This is a genomic window from Verrucomicrobiia bacterium (assembly GCA_035577545.1).
Taxonomy (GTDB): Bacteria; Verrucomicrobiota; Verrucomicrobiia; order Palsa-1439; family Palsa-1439; genus Palsa-1439.
Genome location: DATLVI010000004.1, coordinates 123,752 through 144,279, shown reverse-complemented (window position 1 = coordinate 144,279; position 20,528 = coordinate 123,752). Strand labels below are relative to the sequence as shown.

Genomic DNA, 20,528 nt, shown 5'->3' with positions numbered 1-20,528 from the left:
TACGAAATGCACAGCAGGCGTTGCGAGGAAAAAATCAGCGGGGCGCCGCGCGCTCAGAACTTGTACACGAGCGCGCTGATCAACGTGATGTCGTTTTCCTTCCGGCCCGCGGCCGGCCGGCTGTTGAATTTGTCCGCCGCGACAACGCGCAGACTAAGCCGCGTATTGAAAGCCGCTTCCGCACCGACTTCTGAATTCAACAGGTAATTGCCGAAATCATCCACCTGGGGCAGATAATCGACCTGTTCCCAAATCTTCGATCCCTTGTTAAAGGCATGCTCGGCCCGTTCCGTCACGCGCATCGTCACATAAGCCAGGGTGTTGCTGCCCAGTTTTTCATCGATAAACGAAGGGCCAATCTCCAAGCTTACCTTTGTCGAATCGCTCTTGATAAAATAATAACCAACCGCCGGGCCAACGATCAAGCGGTAGCGAACCGCAGCCAGATCGTCGTGACTCCCATCGACATTTAAATCTCCGTAAAACCGTTCTGTGATAAGCCGCTTATAGTCAGCAAACCCGTGAATGCTGTTGGCCGATTGTGTTTGGTTGGACTGTCCCCAGTTGTTGAGTCCGTACTGCCCGTCGGCGCCGAATTTCAATTCGTTCTGATCCCACGCGCGTTGCGCCAAGGCGCTTGCATTCATGAGGAATGTATTGGCGTTGCCCCGTGCCAGTGACAAACCAAACGCCACGTTACCGTTCCAGTTTGTCGTCGGGGCGTCACCGGCCCTGGCGACCTGCGCCCAACCGATGATCGAAGCCACCATCAGGAACGCAGCAATGCCAACTGTCAAAGTTTTGGTCTTCATGCGCATCATCTCCATTGAGTTTACCGGGGAAGCGGTACGTAGAATGGCGCAGCGCTGCATAGCGGTCAAGCGCTTTTAGCGCGGGTGCAACAGGTCGTTCCCGAGAGATTCAATCGTGCGCGCGGCAGCATCTGGCGTGAGTCGCCCCAGGGCCACGGCATCAGTCGTTTCAAAGAATGCCTTCTGGTTGAACTCGTCCCAAAAGGCGTAGCCCCACGGATTGTCCAGGTGGGAATACTTCAACGCTTCCATCATTGCCGGCGGGAATTGTGCCGAAGCCGCGGCGACTTTCAACGCGGGAATCGCATTTCGACTCTTCGCGGCGATCCTCGCGCCTTCTGTGGAATAGAACCGCGCGAAATCCCACGCTTCCTGTGGATGCTTCGTGCCATTCCATACACAATTGCCGCCGACCGACAACCGCGACCAGCGTACCTTGCCCTTGGGCACAGGGGCCGCATCCCAACGGAAATCAGCGATGTGGTCAAACTCCGTCAGCATATACGTGCGTCCAACGAGAACCGGTATCTTCCCATTGCGGAACAGATTCACGCCGTCAAACGCCTCCACCTCACCCATGGCCGCGGTCGTCGGGGCAATTCCACGCGTCACCAGATCACGATAGAATTGGAGCGCAGCAACCGACTCAGGTGACTTGACTGTGCACTTCCCGTCCGTGAAGAGCACCCCGCCGAAGGATTGCACGAGGAGCAGTGGTCGCGGCAAAACGGTCGGTATCCGCGCTTGTCGCTGGGCTGCCAATCGGGCCGCGACCTCCGCGAATTTCTGCCAATCCCAGGATTCATTCGGCACTGGTTCGCCGGCCTTTTCAAACCAGTCGCGGTTGTAAAACAGGACGTCGGCGCTGAAGTGGAACGGCACCATGCAGAGCCTGCCGTTGATTTGACACGACTCGACAACTTCCGTAAAGAATTGATCGGCAAGGGACGAAAAGTTTTCTGTCAGGTCGGCAACCTGGCCTCGTTGCGCCAACGCTGGGAGCCGATCCACCACGTAGTAGAACAAGTCGGGAGCCGCGCCGCCCGCCAGTTGCACATTCAGTTTCTGAAACTTGGAGGTGTCGTAGAGGACCCGCACGTGGATTTGCGGATGCGACTTCTCAAACTCGGCAACGATCTTTTGGTGAAGCGCCTGTTGTTCCGGCAATGTCTCGATGGTCTGGTACGAAATCTCGACGCGATTGTCCCCTGGTTTCACACAGCCAGCCAGGAGGAACAGGACAACCAGCCACCTTCTCATCGGAGAACTTTCTTGACGTTCCAGTGGCTTCGCGCCAGCCGCTTACGGGCTTGCTCTTCACTACACCGCTTCAGAGTCGCCACGATGCGGCACGCCCGCGCGCGCAGCTTTTCGTTGGTCGGTTTGACGTCCACCATCAGGTTGCTGACCACTTTGCCGAGGCGAATCATCGAAATTGTGGTCAACATGTTCAACACAAGCTTGGTCGCCGTACCCGCCTTGAGTCGAGTAGAGCCGGTAATCGCTTCCGGCCCGGTGTGGAAGAAGAGCGGCGTGTGAACCGTGGATTGTGGTGGAGAGAAACACAGCAGAAACGTCTTCGCGCCGAGCCGCTTCGCCTCGTCCAGCGCACCCAGTACAAACGGTGTGGAACCACTGGCGGCGATGCCGATCACAACATCCCGCCTGCCAACCCCGCGTATTCGTACCGCCTCCGCGCCCGCCATCGAATCGTCCTCGGCGCCTTCCACAGCTGTGTGCAGCGCCGTCGCGCCACCAGCGATAATCGCCTGTACCATCTCGGGGTCGGTCGAGAACGTCGGCGGGCATTCACTGGCGTCCAGTACACCCAACCGACCGCTCGTACCCGCGCCAATGTAAAACAGCCGTCCGCCACGCCGAAATGCGCGAACGATGTCATTGACGGCCCGCGCAATCATGAGCTTGTTCTTCCGCAAGGCGGGAATCACACGAGCTTCCTCGCGGAGCATCATGTCGATGAGCTGCGAGACCGGCCGCCTGTCCAAATCCATCGTGCGCGGATTGCGTTGCTCGGTCAAAGACAACGGGGAAGAAGGAAGAACGAAGTTTGAATCTACATGCGCCGGCTCCATGCCCGCAAGCAGCAACGCCCCCTCTGCCGACTCCCGCTTTGGGACGAAAATGCGGGATCGCGGGAAGATCATGCGCAAGCGGTGCGTGACCCAGGCGCGGAACCGTTTGTGTTTGGTGAGTAATCCACCGACAAGAGCAATATCGGGATTGGCAAGGCCTAGTTTCCTCGCCACAGCCTCACAATCCATCGCCAGAAACGACGCGGCTTGTAGTGTAAGCCGGCTCCCGTCCTTGTTGAGGAACTCACTCGCCAACGCGGCGACGTCCGCCTTGCTCGCGGCATGAATCCAGTCAACCAGTTCGTCAGGCGAGTTCAGGCAGAGCCCGCGCAGGACGCGACGCAATGCGGGCGTTGTCACCCCGCGACGATCGTGTTCGCGCACCGCCGCGCGTAGACCGGTCAACGCAATCCAGTAACCGCTGCCATGATCGCCCAGCAGGTGTCCCCAACCGCCAGCCTGCGCGATTTGTGTCCCCTTACGGCCCTGGACGCAAGAGCCGGTGCCGCTGATCACGAGAATCCCAGTGTAGTTCAGGCCAAATGCCGCCGCGAAGCCGGAGTCCAAATCATTGCCCACGTAAAGGGGCGCGCGCGGCCAGATGTGTTCCGCGAGTGAGCGAAGGCGCGCGCGGTCCGCAGCCGTGCGGCAGCCGGCCAGACAGAGAGCCCATGAAGAAGGGCGAAGCGCCGCGCGGCTCTTGATCTCGCGCAACCTGCGGAGAATATCCGTGTTGGAAGCCAGTTTAAGATTGAGGGGGCCAAGTTCGAAGCGTTTGCGAATCTGGCCGCGCGCATCAGCAAGCAAGGCGACGGTGCGCGTGCCACCGCCCTCAATGCCCAGAAAAAATGATCCGGCTTTCGGGTCCCCACCCATGCGGTGAGGATGTTAGCAGATTCAGGCCGGAAGCGGCAAGTAGACGCTGAACGTGGTGCCGTGAGAGACGGTGCTGCGCACGTCGATCGCGCCGCCGTAACGGGCGACAAGCTCGCAGGTGATGGCCAGGCCGAGCCCGGTCCCTTCCTTTTTGCTCGTGAAGTAGGGCTGAAAAATCTTGCCGATGTTCTCGGGCTCGATGCCGCAACCGCTGTCCGCCACGGACATCCTGACCATCGGCTTCTGCGGATCGAAGGTTTCCGAACGGAAGGCCCACACGGAGGGCAGGGACGAAGCTTGCATCGCGGACAACTGAAGCGTCCCACCCCCGCTCATCGCGTGCAGGGCATTCACGCCGAGATTGATAAGCACCTGCAGGATTTCCGCGGGATTCACCTTGAGTTGTGGATCCGGGTCACCGGTGGCGAACGTGATTTCGGTGCCGTGGTTGGCCGGATGCGCCTTGATCAACGCCGCTGCGTCTTCCAGTAACCGGCGCGCGCCGATGACCTCCTGGGACTCCTGGGGGCTTCGCGAGAAATTCAAAAAGCGGCGGGCAATGTCCTTGCAGCGGTCGATCTCGCGTTGAATCGAGGCCAGCCGCTGCCGCACATGCTGCGCGGTCTCCTGGTCGGCCATGCCAAGTGCCGCAAGGTCACGGCCGAGCAGATCGGTGTATCCCGCAATGATCGCCAACGGGTTGTTCATCTCATGCACGACGCCGGCGGAGAGCACGCCCGCTTCCACCGCCCGATTGAGCTGCGCCAACTCACGCCCGAGGTCTTCATTTGTCTGTTCCAGCGTGCGGACATTTTCTTCCGCGGCGAGCTTACCCTGGCGGCGCTTCATGCACTTGTCGAGCACTTCGCGGACGGAGAACACGTCGAAGGGCTTGTTCAGGTAATCGGCCGCACCGAAGCGCACGGCCGCGCGTGCGGTCTCGATGGTCTCGTAACCCGTGAGCATCACGCATTCGGTGTCAGGATCGATTTCTTTCAACTCACGCAGCACATCCACGCCGCTCAGGTCCGGCATCTTGATGTCAAGAATGGCGGCATCCACGACGTGCGTGCGCGCATACTCGATACCCTCACGGCCACAGGTGGCCATGACGCACTGGTAGCGATCTTTGAAGACAATCCGCAGTGATTCGCGGGGGCCTGGCTCGTCATCCACGATGAGCAACGTCGGCTTCCCCGCCACCTTGGGTGCTGACGGTTCCGCGGTGAGTGTGTCAAATGCAGCCATGGATTTCCTCTCCGATTTCCTCAGAATTTCAAGCTGGTCGTGACCATTACCGCGTGGTTGTCGCTCTTCCAGGTACCGTCCGCGACCGTACCATTGTTGACCGTGCGGTCCACCGACAGGCTATACTGGTAGACGAGGTCGATACTGTACCGCGCCGTCGAATAACCACCACCCAGGCTGAACACATGGCGGTTCGAGTCGGGTACTGTCGGCGAAAATGTGCTGTTGGGCACTGTGTTTACGGAGAAAATATAACCTCCACGCACCGTCCAGTGCTCGTTGATCTCGTACTCGGTGCCAAATTCATAGTACCAACTGTCCTTCCAATTGAACGGAATCGTTGTTCCATTGAAGGCCGCGCCCGGCGCATGTAGCGTCAGGGTATTCAACGTGTCCCAATTTATCCATTCGACGTCGGCTTCCAATTTCAGTTGCGGGACCGGTCGAAACGCATAGCCGCCTTTGACAAACTGTGGGAATTCGATCGTCGTATTGGCGGGTTTCTGTTGGTTGCCGAGCGGGGTGACCAACTTGCCATTGCCATTAAAATCGATGTTGAACGGACTGCGGTACAATAACCCGATGGAGTGCTGTGGTGTTATTTTCCACAACAAACCAGCCGAGGCGCCGACAGCATCCCCTTTCGCACCGAAATGGATGTGACCATCGGGGAATGGGGAAAATGAAACCTGACGATTCAACCGGGTATCCCCAAGATAAACATTTACACCCGCCCCGAGGGACAGATGCTCGTTAACCTGAAACGCAACCGTCGGTTGGATATCGTAGACGGCCAGGCTGGCGGTCGTGATTTCGTAACGGAACGGACCGGTCTTGGGGTAATCCGCCACATTGCCGAAAGGGACGTTGAAGCCGATACCAAATCGCCATGGCGACTCCGTCATCCCGAAGTCCGTCGACGCATAGAGATGCGGGATAAAGGCCATCGTGTTCATCTCGGTGCCCGGTCCTCCTCCATCCAGGCGAGAGTCGGGGAACGACGCCATCATCCCGGACGTGATTTCCGTGCCGTGTAGCTGTGTCAGGCCTGCCGGATTGTAATAGATCGCCGATGCGTCGTCCGCCTGGGCGACGAAAGCTTCGCCCTGCCCCGTGGCCCGCGCATCCTGGTCCGGGTTGTCGAAGCCAAGCCCGAATACCGGGGGGACGGCGAAAGCACCAATCGCTACGAGTACCGTTGCGCAGACCATCATTTGCATGAGCTTTTTCATCGTTTTGTCCTCCTGCACTGTGCTGTTTAGCCCCCGGCTGCGAGGCTTCGGGTTGATAACTAGCAATGGTTATGCCACGGCCGGGAAAGCAGGAAACCCAGGGGGAAAGACCGTGGAAGCGCTGTCTTTCGGACGGAAAGAAACGATTTGAGCACCCATGTGCAGAACGCGCGCAAAATTGGCCAGACTACACGCCTGTACGCGACAAGTTTGGCTACGTTACGTCCGTTGCCGCCGCGCTCTCGTCGGACTCCTCGGGTTCCGCCTCCCCGTCCTCTGCGCGGCCCGATGTGATCGCGAGTTTGTCCATCTTATAGCGGAGCATCCGTCGCGTGATATGGAGTGCGCGCGCCGCTTCCGTGATTACGCCGCCTGTGCGCCGCAACGCCTCCTCAATCGCGCGTCGTTCAAGGTCCTCGGTGATCTTCGGCAGATCAAGCCCGCCGGCTTCAAATTCTAGCTTCTCGCCGAGATGGCCGCTCGGCATGCTGGCCGCCAGTCGCGAAGCCACCTGCGCCGTCGCCGCGTCCGCTTGTGAAATCACAAACGGCAGGTCTTCCGCGACAATTTTATTGGAATCGCACGTGACCAGCAGCCGCTCAATCGCGTGCTCCAATTCGCGCACGTTGCCGGGCCACGGATAGGAAAGCAACAAATCCATCGCCGACGGCGTGAACTGCGGTACTTCGCGATTTAACTCCTTGGCGAAGCGCTGCGCGAAATGCAACGTCAACTGGGGAATGTCATCCTGACGCTCGCGCAACGAGGGAATCACAATGGGGACAACGTTGATGCGATAGTAAAGATCCTCGCGAAATGTTCCCTTCTTGACCTCCTGCTCCAGGTCGCGATTCGTCGCGCAGACCAGCCGCACATTAATGCTGATTGTTTCGGCCCCGCCCACGCGACGGATCTCACGCTCCTGAAGGGCGCGGAGGAGCTTGCTCTGCGTGCCCAGCGGCATTTCGCCAATTTCATCGAGGAACAGGGTCCCGCCCCCGGCCGCCTCAAACATGCCGATGCGCCGCTGCAACGCGCCGGTGAAGGAGCCTTTTTCATGGCCGAACAATTCGCTTTCCAACAATTCGCTGGGGATCGCCGCGCAGTGCACGGGAATGAACGGCCCGTCCCGGCGCACGCTGTTGTAATGCAGCGCCCGGGCGACCAACTCCTTGCCTGTGCCCGTTTCGCCGAGCACCAGGATCGACGTGTCCGTGTCCACCACGCGTTGGATCAGTCCATACACTTTTTGCATCGCGGCGCCATTGCCCACGATATTCTCGAACTTGCTGACGACCTGCAGTTCCGTGCGCAGACGGCCGACTTCGCGTTCGAGCGCCTTCTCCTTGAGGATGCGATCGACGACAAGGCGAATCTCATCCACATCAAACGGTTTATTCAGGTAATCGGCCGCGCCCATTTTCATCGCCTGCACAGCGGGCTTGGCTTCCGTGATGGCCGTGACCATCACGACCGGCATGGTTGGGGCGAACTGCAGGATCTTGGAAAGCACTTCGAGACCGTCCATCTGCGGCATCTTCATGTCGAGCAGCACCACGTCAAACGGCCCACTCTTTCCCAGCGCCTCCAAACCGCTGGAACCGCTCTCCGTCAGCGTCACATCGTAGCGGTCCTTCAGAATAAACCGCATCGACTCGCGCGGACTCTCTTCATCGTCAATAACCAGAATTCTTGCTTTCGACATCTCTCCATGCCTCCGTGGCTAAATGCTAAATCGATACAACGCCCCATCACACGACCCATCGAAGGTCGCGTCCCCTATACGGCTTTACGACTGGTCCGGCTGTCGGCCCGCATCCGCACCCCAACGCTCGGCAATGCGGTTGCGCACCCTGGCGGCGTCCCCCGCGCTTGATGGGGGAGAAGACGCTGCCGTCTTCAAACTCTCCCGTAACAAATCATCATCGGGATGCGGCTGCGCCTTGAGTGGCAGCACCATCACAATCGTCGTCCCGCGGCCCAGCAGGCTATCGATCTCCAAACGTCCACCGTGCCGTTCGACGATCTTTTTCACAATCGTCAGCCCCAATCCCACGCCGACGTTACGCGTGGTCACGAATGGTTCCGTCACGCGCCGCAAGTCTTCCAGAGCAATCCCGCCGCCCGTGTCCTGCCATTCCAGGCGTACGCCTCCTCCCGCCGGCAGATTGCCGTCAGGATAGTCCGTCACCTGTGCGTCGCTCGTGCTGATGGTCAGCCGACCGCCCTGCGGCATGCACTGCACCGCGTTCCGCAAGACGTGCTCGAATGCCTGCAACAGACGGATGCGATCGCCTTCGAGCCGCGCAAACTTGTGCGCGAAATTCTTCTTCACGGTCACCACAGGCGCCTGGGACGGTTCAGGAGCCTTCTCGCCTACACCGATAATGTGTGCCACCTGCTTGCGGCCGAATTCCTGCGTGACGTTCTTGACGCAGGTGTCGATGACGTCACTCAACACGAGGTCTTCACACACCAACAGCAACGGATGGGCAAAGAACGTCAGATTATTGACCAACACGTCCACCCGGTTCACTTCGTTGGCGACCGTTGTGCTGAACTGCTCGCGAAACTCCTTGTCGTCGTGTCGCTCTGGCAGAAGTTGCGCGAAAATCTTGATGGACACCAGCGAATTCTTCAGTTCGTGCGACAGGCGCGCCGCCAGGCGCGTAAAAAATTCTTTGTCAGCCAGCTCCCGTGAGCGCGTTTGCTGCAACTTGACCTGCGTGAGGTCCTCAATCAGCGCGACCGCAATCCACCCGCCCTCTCCGGCCACCACGCTGCCCGCCGTCATGGCAAAACGGGTGGCGCTGATGCCGAGCGGGCGATGTCCCGGCGGCAACACCACCTCCCGCTGGTGAATCTCGCGGCCCGTCTGCAGAGTCTCGAACACCACATCGGCCACACGACTCGGCAACTGCCGGCTGTCCTGGCCAACAATTACCTTGCCGCCCAACTCAAGCAATTCGCTGGCGCGACGGTTGACCGCAAGGACGCGGCTGTTTTGGCCGACCACAACCACGCCAGTCTGTACGTGCGCCAACACCTCGTTGACGAACCGTTGCTGGCCGGCAATCCGGTCGCGCAAATGCAGGTTGCGGACTGCCTGCGCAAGCTGGGCCATCAAATAGTAAACCAGCTCCAATTCCTCGGTCGCCAGGGGCTCGCCCGTGATCTTGCCGCTGAACGTCAACACGCCCAACAATTGGTCATCATCGAAGATCGGCACAGCCACCTCGGTCCCCAATGCTTCAAACTCACGGGCAATCTCCGGGTCGTAATCAAGGGCCAGTGAATCCAGCATCTGTGTCCGTCGGAGAATCCTGGCTTCGCGTACCAGATAAGAGCCAATACCTGAATCGATGCTCAACCGCAAATGCTCGGCAACATGCTGCGCGATTCCGGCGCTACGAGCAGCAGTGAATTGCCTGCTCCCGGGGGCTGATTGGCCGGCAAAGAGGTCCCCGGGTAGACGGCGTGTGAAAATCCCCACCTTGCCGACACCGAGTAACTCGCGCACCAGCCGCAAAAACTCCGCAAGGAGTTCGCCCTCATCCACATATTGGCTGAGAATTCGCGAGAGATCCTTCAACGCGTCGCGGTACCGATACGCCTCGAACGATTGGCCGATGGCCGACATGTGCGGCGGTGCCATTGAGCGCTGTTGCGGGACGCCGGCCGCCGTCGGGGCAACCGCTTGTCGTTGACGCGCCATCACGGCATCGACCCGTTTCAGTTTGGATTGGGCATCGCGCAATTCGAAGAACGTGCCCAGGGCCTGGTTCAAGCGTTCTGCGGAATCCACGTCGGAAACCATCAACCAACCGGACGGCATGGAACCCGCCAGCTCTTGCCCGGCAGCCACGCGCACGATCACGGCCTGATGCTCCTGGAGGGTGGACGCCACGAGGGAGTCCACTGCCCAACGGGTGGTTTCCCCGAGGGAAACGGCATCCAGGATGACCGCGTCTGCGAGCGGTAACCACGTCGAGAAAAGGGTATCGAATTGTCCCTGTGACGGTTCGGTCGGCGGCGGAAGCAAAACAATGTTCGTCTTCTCGCCGAGAATATCTGTCAGCAGCCTTTGTGTCTGGGCTGAGTTAGTCAGCAGCAAAGCCGTTTTCATGTGTCGCCCGTTTTCCGTCCGCACTGCTGGATTTGTTGGCTGACCCGTTCCGATAGCGCTCGATAACAAGAGAGGTGTTGCGGCCGCCGAACCCAAGGGAGTTGCTCACCGCGATGTCGACGCGACGGTGGCGAGCGACATTCGGGACGCAATCCAGGTCACACTCGGGATCCGGAAATTCGTAATTGATTGTCGGCGGAATAATGTTGTCGCGGATGGCGAGGCAGCAGGCCGCCAGCTCGACAGAGCCGCACGCCCCCTGCATATGGCCCAGCGCCGCCTTGAGAGAACTGAGTGGCAGATCATACGCGCGATCGCCGAAGACCTTCTTTGTGACGATGGTTTCCACGCGGTCACCCAGGGGCGTTGAAGTGCCGTGGGCATTGAGATAGTCCACCTGGTCCGGTCGTATGCCAGCGCGAGCCAGCGACATCTGCAGGCAACGCACTGCCTGGGTGCCGTCTGGATCCGGCTGGCACATGTGGTAGGCATCGCACGTGGATGCCCAACCGGTCAATTCCGCGTAGATGTGCGCGCCCCGGCGCAACGCGTGCTCCAGTTCCTCAACAACGAGCACCCCGGCGCCCTCGGACATGACAAACCCGTCTCGCTTCCGATCGAATGGACGGGAAGCCCGCGAGGGTTCGTCATTCCTTGAGGAGATGGCGTGGCTGGTGCCAACCGCCGCGACCACGATGGGTTGAATTGGAGCCTCGGCCCCACCGGCCAGCATGACATCCACATCATTGGCCACAATCATGTCCGCCGCCTGGGCGATGGCCGCGCTGGCGCAATCGCAGCCCGTCGCGATGGTCAGGCTGGGTGCGTGTAGTCCAAGGTGGAGGGAAACCTGTCCGCCGCACGACCCCGTGAAGACGGCGATGCTGGTGTAGGCACTCATCGCATCAAAGCCCCTCGTCTTGAAGACATCATACTCTTGGGAGGCGAATCCCCAGCCCGAGTACGCGGTACCTATCGCCAGGCCGATGCGATTGCAGTTCGCTTTTTCAAGGTCCAACGCGGAATCAGAAATGGCCATATGCGACGCGACCAGCCCGAATTGGGTGAACCGGTCCATTCGCCGAATATCTTTCCGTCCAAGCCAGTCTTCGGGTCGGAAATCGCGAACCTCACCCGCCATCTTCCAAGGGCAGTCGGACTCCACCAAAATAGATGCGCGATCCACGCCAGATTTTCCAGCGATGATATTGGCCCAAAATGCTTCCAAACCGATGCCCACCGGGGTTAAAACCCCAATGCCCGTGATAACCACCCTGCGTTTGCTCATCGACAACTTTCGCGTTGCACAGCCGGGATTACAAAAACGTCCCGCATACGGCCCGCACACGGTGCGAACCACCTCCAGATAAGTTCCCCACTGGGTCATATACTAGCAGGTTCCGGCACCGAGTAAAGAACTTCTTGGCGTTATTGGACAATTTTGTCCATTAATAGCTACTTCACTGGAAGGTTGACCTGAAAGGTGGTACCTTTACCTTCTACGCTGGAAACAGTAATAGCCCCGCCGTGGTCACGGACGATCTTCTGTGAAATGGACAAGCCAAGACCTGTGCCCTCCTTCTTTGTCGTAAAGAATGGGTCGAAAAGGCGGTTACGGACGGCTGCTGGAATGCCGGAGCCATTATCCGCAACTTCGATGACAGTGAATTTTTGGTTTCGATTACCGTCACCGTTGATGTCCCGCTGGCTCACACCCGTGGCAACGCGAATCTTGCCTTGATCATGTGAAGCATCCGCGGCGTTACTAAGCAAATTGACCAACACCTGCAGGATCTGGTGCTTATCGACATTAACGATTGGATTCCCATGAAACTCCCGGCTCAACTCGATTCGCTTGCCTTTCAGGCGGGGTTGGACCAACAGGATGGCTTCCTCTATGAGTTCGTTCGCGGGCTGTTCCTTGATGTTCACCTGCGCCGGCCGGGCGAAGGCCAGCATACTCTCGATGACTTTTGTGATTCGATCCACATCCTTCAACACCAGTTTGCTGAACTCGTTCTTGAACTCAGGGTCATCCATGTGTTCGGGCATCAACTGCGCAAACGTCTTGATGGACGCCAGTGGGTTGCGAATTTCGTGGGCCACGCCGGCCGCGATGGTCCCCAGCTCGATGAGCCGGTTTTTCCGGGACACCTCGCTTTCCATGCGGCGATATTTCACAGCGAGGGCAACTTCCGTGGCGAGCGTTCCCAGCAGGCGGAGGTCCCCGACGAAAAACATCTCGCGGCTTAGTTTTTCACCAAGACAGGTCAAGCCCACGAGACGATCATCGAGAATCATCGGCACGGCGACGGCGACCTTGAGCCGGTTCAACTCGGCGTCGAGCTGATCCCGCAACCACACCGGCGCGCGCCGCGCCATCTCGTCGCGAACCAGCGCATCTCGGTTGCCCTGTAGCCATTTCGCAATCGACGAATCTTCCTTCAACAACAGCGTTTCCACGTCGTCCTGCGGCCCCAAACCGCTCTCTGCCTGCAACCGGTAGTCTCCCGAAAGTGGATCCTGAAGCAATATGAGCACCCGTGAAACCTGCATCTGGGAATGCAGGGTGGTCACGACGGTGCTGAGCACCTCTTCAATGGTGGGCAGCGTGCTTAACTCTCTGACCAACCCCGAGAGCGCGTCCTGATAACCGTAACGGCCCGCGAACAAGCGCTCCTGCATCATGCGCTCCGCGCGGGGCAGCAGTTTGGGCAGGCTGACCATCAACCCCACTCCGATCCCCGTAGCCAGCAGGAACGCGAACATCAATTGCTTCTCGTTCATGAACCCCGGCGCCACCAGCGCCACCCCGCCGATGAATACCAGGCTCACACCCGCGATGATGACCATCGTCACGACGTAGAGGAACACCCGGGCGATGACGACGTTGTAATCCGCCATCCGCGCCTTGACCATGACGTAGGCCAGAAAGAGCAGGTCGATCGGTAATAGCAGAAATCCAAAGGGCGGGATATCGATATTGTATTCGAGCGGCACAATAATCGATGTCGTGGTCAGGAAAACGATGATGGACGCAACCATGAAATAGAGCAGTTGGGTGCGCTGGTACCCCCGGCTGCGAAGCGCATTGACCGCCAAGATGCATTCCCCGAAAACCGGCCAGATCAGTTCATGGAGCGCCAACACCGCGTACCAGCCCCGATGGCAACGCAGGTAATGGTCCATGTAGGTCGGATGGCTCAACCCCGTTACCAGGGACCCGCCCCATAACCCCAGCCAGAGGACCCCGCAAAACACATAACTCGTTATGATCCAGGCGCGATACCTCCGCACCTGCTCAACCATCGCGCACATCGAGTAGAAGAACAGGGGCAGGTTCAACACTGACATTGCCAGCGTCCATCGGCCCCACAACAGGGCATTTCTGGGTGACAGCGGCAGGAAATATTGCGCGAAACACCCGGCCCACACCCCGAGCACGATCATCGTCAATCCCAAACCCGGGCCGACGGGTTTGGAGCGGTTGCGCCACCACACGGCTGCGCCCGCTGAAACGCTCGCCATGGCGTTCACCAGCACCAAACAATAAAAGAGCGGATTCATACTGCTGTTTGGATTCCTTAGTTCCTATACCAGGCCGACCATCTCGGCCAAAGCGCACCCGCTCGCTCTTGGTATTGCCGATATTGCCCGCCGAACTTCTCCACCATCGCCTGTTCTTCGCGCCGCAACCGCCACGCCAACATGGGCATGTACACCAACAGGGCCACCGCCAGCGTCATATAAGCATTGGCCACGAGCGGCACGGAAATCAACTCCAACACCACGGCGGAATAGATCGGGTGGCGCACGTAACGGTATACTCCCTCCTGGACAAGTTCATGTTGTTGCCGGATCTCGATGTGGAGGCTGAAGTAACGGCCCAGGGTGCGAATGGCAACATTCCGCAGCACCAGGGAAAACACATACAACACCATCCCAATTGCGCTGACCGCGTAATTGACGGGGCGCTTCACCACAAAGTATTCCACCGCCGAACCGGCGAAGACCCCCGAATGGATCAACGTCATGATTGGAAACGACCACCGCATCAGCCGGTCACCTTTCACAACCGGCCGATTGGCGAACGTCTCCAGCAGTCGCTGAATACAGACGAAGCTAAAAAAAAGCGCGAAAAGCGCTGGAATCCATTTCTCCTTCATCCGCTTAAGGCACCACCTCCCTTCTCCTTGTACACGATTTTTGTGTGGTAGTGCAGTAAAAATATTATATACGAGGGACTTCCATGCACGCGATTGTTACAGGCGCGACCGGACTATTGGGTCGCCATCTGGTCAAGGAGTTGCGCCAGGGCGGCTGGTCGGTGACCGCAATCGTCCGACAGACATCCAATCGGCAACCGCTTGAACAACTGGGGGCGGTCTGTGTCGTTTGCGATCTCGGCCGGGACCACCTCGATCCGAACGTGCTCAAGAACACCGATGTGGTATTCCATGCCGCCGCAGCGGTCTCGGATTGGGCCCCCTGGTCGCACTTTGTTGCCAATACCATCCGCCCAACGGAAGCCATTTGCGAGGCGATGGTCGCTGCCGGTTGTCGCCGTCTGGTCCATTTCAGTACCGTCGGCGTCTACAGACGCCCACCGCACGGTACGCCCGTCAAGGAGGACTTCGCACTCGCGACAACGGATCGCCGAAACTTCTACCGGCGGGCCAAAATCGAGTCCGAAAAAATCGTCTGGCAGCGCCAGTCCGGGAAACAACTCGATGCGACCGTCATCCGGCCGGGCATGCTCTATGGCCCGGGCGACCGGTCCATGCTCGCTCGCATCATTCCGTTACTACGGGAGCAAAAAATCAGTTTTCTAGGTGATCCACACGTGACCCTGCCGCTCGTCCACGCTGGCGACGTCGCCCGCGCTGCTGTCCTGGCCGTAGGTTCCACAGGTGCGATTGGCCAGGCCTACAACGTTATCAACCCCGAAAAGATCACGCAGGAGGAGTTTTTCAATATCATCGCCACTCTCGCGGGCGCTTCCCCGGTTCGTCGCCATGTCCCCTACGCCCTGGCGTATACAATCGCCAGCGCTGCCGAGTGGTTCGCCTGCCTCCTTCATTCCAAACAACCACCGCTTCTCACCCGCTATCGCGTTTTTCTCTTTGGCTACCAACGCCACTACTCAATCGAGAAAATCCGCTCCACCCTTGGCTGGGAGCCACAGGTCGGTTTTCGCCCAGGAATCCAGGAGGCCGTCCGCTGGCAGCTAGCCCCTGATCATTTATGACGGCGCGCCGAAACATCCGTGCGTGGCTGCCTGCAATTCTGTGGGCGGGGACCATCTTCTTTCTGTCGGCACAGTCGTCGCTACCGCCAATCGCGCCTGCGGTTCCGAACTTCGATAAAGTCGAACATGCCGGGGCCTATGGGCTCCTTGGCATTCTGGTCATCGACGCAGTGCGTCGCTCCAGTACGTTGGCGTTGTCAAAGTCCGTACTGGTGGCTATCTTGATTGCATCGGCCTACGGGGCTTCCGATGAGTTTCACCAACGGTTCGTGCCCAACCGATCGTGTGACGTATGGGACTGGACAGCCGATACAATTGGAGGCACCCTCGGTATCGCCATCTACGCAGCTTATGAATCGCGCCGCAGCCAAAAAACGAATCGCTGAACTCCGCGATCAAATTCGCCATTACGATCATCTCTACCACGTCGAGGCGAAATCCGAGATTTCCGACTTCGAATACGACAAGCTCTACGCCGAACTGAAGGCGCTCGAGCAGCAATTCCCCGACCTTGTCACGCCCGACTCACCGACCCAGCGCGGGAGCGGCCGACCTTTGAAGGAATTCAAGAGCGTCCGGCACTCCGTGCCGATGATGTCGCTCGACAATACCTACAACATCGAGGAATTGCGTGAGTTCGATGGCCGTGTGCGCAAGCTTCTGCCCGACGAAAAGGTCGAATACGTCCTCGAACCCAAGATCGACGGCGTCTCGATCACCGTTCGTTATGAAGACGGGCAATTGGCCGTTGGCGCGACCCGCGGCGACGGCACGACGGGTGACGACATCACCGCCAATCTCAAGACCATTCGCGCGATCCCGTTGCAGCTTCGCGTAAAGAACCCGCCCAAACAACTCGAAGTTCGTGGCGAAGCCTACATCCCGGTCGAAGATTTCAAGAAACTAAACGCGGCGCGTGAAAAGGCAGGTGAACCGCTCTTCCAGAACCCGCGCAATACCGCCGCCGGTTCTCTTAAGCAGCTCGACCCGGCCACGGTCGCGCAACGTCCCTTGCAGGCAATCTTCTACGCGGTCGCTGAGGGCGGAGAATTCACGAAACAATCCGACGTGCTCGAGGCCCTCAAGGAATTCGGGTTTGTGACCCATCGGTACTGGTGGATCTGCAAAGGCATTGAGGAGGTCATCGCTCACATTGGGGAATTGCAGGAACTTGAAGAGAAATTGCCTTTTGAAATTGACGGCGCGGTGATCAAGGTCAACAACCTCGACCAATGGAAGCGGCTCGGCGCCACAGCGAAGGCCCCACGCTTCGCGATTGCTTACAAATACTCTCACGAGCAGGCCCAGACGAAGCTCAAGGACATCACGATCCAGGTTGGCCGCACAGGGACACTGACGCCCGTAGCGGAACTCGAACCCGTTTTCCTCGCTGGCTCGACAATCTCACGTGCCACGCTCCACAACGAGGAAGAGATCAACCGCAAGGAAATCCAAATCGGCGACACGGTTATCATCGAGAAAGCGGGACAAGTCATCCCTGCAGTCGTCGGCGTGGCAAAGCAAGGAACGAGTAAGCGAAGGAAGTTCAAACTCGACGAGTATCTCGACGGCAAATGTCCTGTGTGCAAAGGTCCCATCGCGCGCGATCCCGAATTCGTCGCGTGGCGTTGCGAAAACATCGCCTGCCCCGCGCAACTGAAACGCACCATCGGTCACTTCGCCTCGCGTGGTGCCATGGATATTGAAGGCATGGGCGAAGTGCTCGTGAATCAGCTCGTCGACAAGAACCTCATCCATGACGTCGCCGACATTTACGCGCTCACTGTCGAACAACTGGCTGACTTGGAGCGCATGGCAGAGAAATCCGCTACGAATGTCGTTACTGCCGTCGCGGAAAGCAAACGACGCGAATTGTGGCGGCTGATTCACGGTCTTGGCATCCTGCACGTGGGCGAAGGCGGCGCGCGTAAACTGGCCGATTATTTTCACGACCTCAATGCTCTTGCCAGTGCTGGTATTGAGGAATTGCAGGAGGCTGAAGATGTCGGCCCGGTGATGGCGCAGAGCGTTCACGATTTCTTCCACAACCCTCGCAATCAAGCGGTCATCGAGAAACTGCGCAAGGCCGGCCTTAAGATGAAAGAAAAGGCTGCGCCGAAAGCCACCGCGACCGGCCCGTTCGCCGGCAAGACCGTTGTCGTGACGGGTACACTCGCCAAATTCTCACGCGACGAGGCAAAAGACGCGTTGCGAAAGGCGGGCGCCACCGTCACCGACAGCGTGAGCAAGAAAACTGATTTCGTGGTCGTCGGTGAAGACGCAGGTTCCAAACTCGACAAGGCCACCAAACTCGGTGTGAAGACGCTGACTGAACCGGAATTTCTACGGATGCTGGAATCCTAGAATGCTTTCAACCACTCTCGACTCCGCCATTCAGTCGATCAACGCCGCGATGACGCCGGCGTTGCTGTTCACCGCGAGTTCATTGCTGTTGGCGGGTTTACAGAACAAGTATTCGACGCTGATCCAGGCCGTGCGCGCGCTCAATGATGAACGTCGAGAACTATTGCGCCGGCCCACCCTGGCGAACTGGGAGAAGGCCCGTAGCGAGAGCATCGTCGAACAGATCCCCCACCTGCTCGCCCGCGCCAAGCTCGTGCGCAACGCTGTTTTCATGCTGTACCTCGGCACCCTGCTTTTTCTGGTTTCGTCATTTGTGATCGGTCTGGCGCATCTCGGCTGGCCGCCGATGGGGCCGTTGGTGATCGCCCTGTTCGGGCTCGGGTTGGCGGGGCTGATGATCGGGGTCGCCTTCGCGCTGGCCGAGGCGTGGTTGAGCTACCGGGTCGTGCGAATGGAAGTCGGTCTGAAAGCGATAGGCCAATGATCGAAACCACGACCACCGCCCTCCCGCAATTCATCAGCCTGTTGCTGGCCCCGATGTTCATGGTCTCGGGCGCGGCGTCGATGAACTGGGGACTGCAGCGCCTGCAGTCGATGCTCACGGCCCGCATCCACAAGTTGAACGACGAACGTACCGAACTTCAGAACGAGGCGGTGGCGACGGCCTTTAGCAAGATGCGACGGCGGCAGATTGCCGAGCAACTGCAGTCAATGATGCGGCGCGCTCGTTACACCCGCAACGCCATTGCCAGCTTTTACGCCGCTTGCCTGAGTCTGCTCCTTTGTTCGGTCTCCATTGCGGCAGTCGCGTGGCTGGACCTTGAGGCCACATGGATTTGCACGGCACTGTTCGAGTTGGGGATGCTGCTTATTTCCCTGGCGCTGGTGTATACGTTGCTCGATGTGGGCCTGTCCTATCACGCAGTGCAGGTGGACAGCAAAGCCGCCCAGGACTCTGCGGAAATGGTGGGTGTGAATGTCTGATTGGCGATTGACGACGGAAAATACCGCGCTCGTGGTCATCGACGTGCAGGAGAAGCTCATGAACGTCATGCCGCGTCGTGCCGAAACGCTTGCGGCGATCCAGAAACTCATCGGTGCAGCGCGCGTGTTAAAACTCCCGACCCTCGTCACCGCACAATACATCAAGGGCCTCGGCCCGGTCTGCGCGGAGATCGGGAGGGCAGCGCCCGGTATTACTCCACTGGAGAAGATGACGTTCTCGTGCTGCGGTTCGGAGGAATTCCTGCGGACGGTGAAAGACCTGCGGCGCCAACGCATCATCCTCTGCGGCATCGAGGCGCACGTGTGTGTCCAACAGACGGCCATCGACTTGATGAAAGATTATTTCGTGTACGTTGCCGCCGACGCCATTAGTTCACGTCACGAAACCGATTATACCGTCGCCATCGAACGCATGCGCGATTGCGGTGCGGTCATCACCACGGTCGAGTCCGCCGTCTTCGAACTCCTCCGTGAATCCGGCACCCAAGAGTTCAAACAGATCTTGCCCCTGTTCAAGTAGTGGTTTGGGATACTGGCGAGGTTTCTTACGATTTGGCTTGATAAGAATCCCGTGCTTCTCCAAATGTTCAGCATGAACAGACCCATTCTCGTCCTGTGCCTGGCTGTACCTCTCGGCTTCATTGGATGCACTGAATTTCGGACGAGTTATTCGGTGAAGGTCTCCTCGACTTTCCCGGCAGACTATAAAGGTCAACCATTTTCCGACGAGGTCTACAGGAAAGGGCCTCAGACAATTCCTGGCCGTATTGAATGCGCCTACTTTGACCTGGGCGGCGAGGGCGTGGCGTATCACGATATCGATCCCGTCAATCACGGCAGCGGTGAACTCAACCTGATACCCAATCATCAGCGACCGCACGCGACGCCTTACATCTGGGGGTTCCGAAAAGAAGAAGGCATGGACATTTCCTACACGAAGGACTTCGCGGACTTCAATCATCCGAATTTCTTTACTCCGGCAACCAACCAACTTTACATCGGCTGGACGGCCGATGGCGAATGGGTCAATTACACGGTGAACGTACTGGAAAAGGGAAAGTATAAAATCACGGCTCTCTACAGCAACGAGCCGAAAACCATCTGGTTCTCCGTGGACAACAAGCCTGCCAGCGAATGCAAACTACCCATGGCCACCGGGAGTTGGCATATCTGGAACCAGGCGGAGATCGGGACCATTACCTTCCGGGAGGCCGGGATGCACTTGTTGACCTTGCACTACAACGCCGGGAATAATTTCGCGTATTTCGATTTTGCGCCGGCCAAACATCAATGATGGTGTCGGGGGCCGACGCAACCGCAGCCGCCGGGGCGGACACAGGGTTGCTGGGCGGACGATGAGCCGGTGGCAGGGCCGGTGCCCTGCGCGGCGAAGACGGAAAGCTTCTTTGTCAGCGTCTTCGAGCCGCAGTGCGGACACTCGACGGCACCCTCCCACTTGACCGAGCGCACGAGTGACTCGAAATCTTTCTCACACTTGCTACAGGAAAATTCGTAAAGCGGCAT

General features: G+C 58.6%; 18 protein-coding genes. 7 read left to right on the top strand and 11 right to left on the bottom strand.

Annotation, left to right across the window (positions count from 1 at the left end; all coding sequences use genetic code 11):
• Positions 1-53: 53 nt before the first annotated feature.
• The 10 genes from VNL17_00755 to VNL17_00710 all read right to left on the bottom strand — a co-directional run bounded on the left by VNL17_00755 (position 54) and on the right by VNL17_00710 (position 14,553).
• Positions 54-812 (bottom strand): DUF481 domain-containing protein, encoded by a 759-nt coding sequence (locus tag VNL17_00755; GenBank protein HXI82599.1) that lies wholly within the window; start codon positions 810-812, stop codon positions 54-56.
• A 75-nt stretch (positions 813-887) separates the two neighbouring features.
• A complete protein-coding gene (locus VNL17_00750) occupies positions 888-2,072 on the bottom strand; it encodes a sugar ABC transporter substrate-binding protein (protein HXI82598.1) in 1,185 nt (394 codons plus the stop codon).
• Positions 2,069-3,781 carry an N-acetylmuramic acid 6-phosphate etherase gene (gene murQ / locus VNL17_00745; GenBank protein HXI82597.1) on the bottom strand — a complete coding sequence of 571 codons (1,713 nt, stop codon included), beginning with the start codon at positions 3,779-3,781 and terminating at the stop codon, positions 2,069-2,071. Before murQ ends, VNL17_00750 begins: the two co-directional genes overlap by 4 nt.
• 21 nt (positions 3,782-3,802) lie before the next feature.
• A complete protein-coding gene (locus tag VNL17_00740; GenBank protein ID HXI82596.1) occupies positions 3,803-5,029 on the bottom strand; it encodes a response regulator in 1,227 nt (408 codons plus the stop codon).
• 20 nt (positions 5,030-5,049) lie between these two features.
• Entirely contained in the window at positions 5,050-6,261 is a 1,212-nt protein-coding gene (locus tag VNL17_00735; protein ID HXI82595.1) for an outer membrane protein transport protein, read from the bottom strand.
• Between the two features lie 214 nt (positions 6,262-6,475).
• On the bottom strand, positions 6,476-7,966 hold the full coding sequence (locus tag VNL17_00730) for a sigma-54 dependent transcriptional regulator (GenBank protein HXI82594.1): 1,491 nt from the start codon (positions 7,964-7,966) through the stop codon (positions 6,476-6,478).
• A gap of 84 nt (positions 7,967-8,050) precedes the next feature.
• Positions 8,051-10,387: an ATP-binding protein gene (locus VNL17_00725; GenBank protein HXI82593.1), complete on the bottom strand. Its 2,337-nt coding sequence runs from the start codon at positions 10,385-10,387 to the stop codon at positions 8,051-8,053.
• Positions 10,362-11,675 carry a beta-ketoacyl-ACP synthase II gene (fabF, locus tag VNL17_00720; GenBank protein HXI82592.1) on the bottom strand — a complete coding sequence of 438 codons (1,314 nt, stop codon included), beginning with the start codon at positions 11,673-11,675 and terminating at the stop codon, positions 10,362-10,364. The genes VNL17_00725 and fabF overlap by 26 nt, the downstream gene beginning before the upstream one ends.
• Before the next feature lie 167 nt (positions 11,676-11,842).
• Positions 11,843-13,954, bottom strand: coding sequence for an ATP-binding protein (locus tag VNL17_00715; protein ID HXI82591.1), 2,112 nt, complete (start codon positions 13,952-13,954; stop codon positions 11,843-11,845).
• Between the two features lie 17 nt (positions 13,955-13,971).
• On the bottom strand, positions 13,972-14,553 hold the full coding sequence (locus VNL17_00710) for an isoprenylcysteine carboxylmethyltransferase family protein (protein HXI82590.1): 582 nt from the start codon (positions 14,551-14,553) through the stop codon (positions 13,972-13,974).
• Positions 14,554-14,636: 83 nt separating this feature from the next.
• On the opposite strand from VNL17_00710, the gene VNL17_00705 reads away from it, so the two are divergent.
• The 7 genes from VNL17_00705 (at position 14,637) to VNL17_00675 (ending at position 20,298) form a co-directional block, all read left to right on the top strand.
• Positions 14,637-15,635, top strand: a complete 999-nt coding sequence (locus tag VNL17_00705; protein HXI82589.1) for an NAD-dependent epimerase/dehydratase family protein — start codon at positions 14,637-14,639, stop codon at positions 15,633-15,635.
• Positions 15,632-16,021, top strand: a complete 390-nt coding sequence (locus VNL17_00700; protein ID HXI82588.1) for a VanZ family protein — start codon at positions 15,632-15,634, stop codon at positions 16,019-16,021. The genes VNL17_00705 and VNL17_00700 overlap by 4 nt, the downstream gene beginning before the upstream one ends.
• Positions 15,987-17,999, top strand: a complete 2,013-nt coding sequence (ligA, locus tag VNL17_00695) for an NAD-dependent DNA ligase LigA (protein HXI82587.1) — start codon at positions 15,987-15,989, stop codon at positions 17,997-17,999. Before VNL17_00700 ends, ligA begins: the two co-directional genes overlap by 35 nt.
• A gap of 1 nt (position 18,000) precedes the next feature.
• Positions 18,001-18,483, top strand: a complete 483-nt coding sequence (locus VNL17_00690) for a DUF2721 domain-containing protein (GenBank protein HXI82586.1) — start codon at positions 18,001-18,003, stop codon at positions 18,481-18,483.
• On the top strand, positions 18,480-18,983 hold the full coding sequence (locus VNL17_00685) for a DUF2721 domain-containing protein (GenBank protein ID HXI82585.1): 504 nt from the start codon (positions 18,480-18,482) through the stop codon (positions 18,981-18,983). Before VNL17_00690 ends, VNL17_00685 begins: the two co-directional genes overlap by 4 nt.
• Positions 18,976-19,524, top strand: a complete 549-nt coding sequence (locus tag VNL17_00680; protein ID HXI82584.1) for a hydrolase — start codon at positions 18,976-18,978, stop codon at positions 19,522-19,524. The genes VNL17_00685 and VNL17_00680 overlap by 8 nt, the downstream gene beginning before the upstream one ends.
• Positions 19,525-19,596: 72 nt before the next feature.
• The gene (locus VNL17_00675) at positions 19,597-20,298 is read left to right on the top strand and encodes a carbohydrate-binding protein (GenBank protein HXI82583.1); all 702 of its coding nucleotides are present in this window, start codon (positions 19,597-19,599) and stop codon (positions 20,296-20,298) included.
• On the opposite strand, the gene VNL17_00670 is transcribed toward VNL17_00675, so the two are convergent.
• Entirely contained in the window at positions 20,292-20,528 is a 237-nt protein-coding gene (locus VNL17_00670; GenBank protein ID HXI82582.1) for a zinc ribbon domain-containing protein, read from the bottom strand. The two genes, VNL17_00675 and VNL17_00670, sit on opposite strands and share 7 nt — an antisense overlap.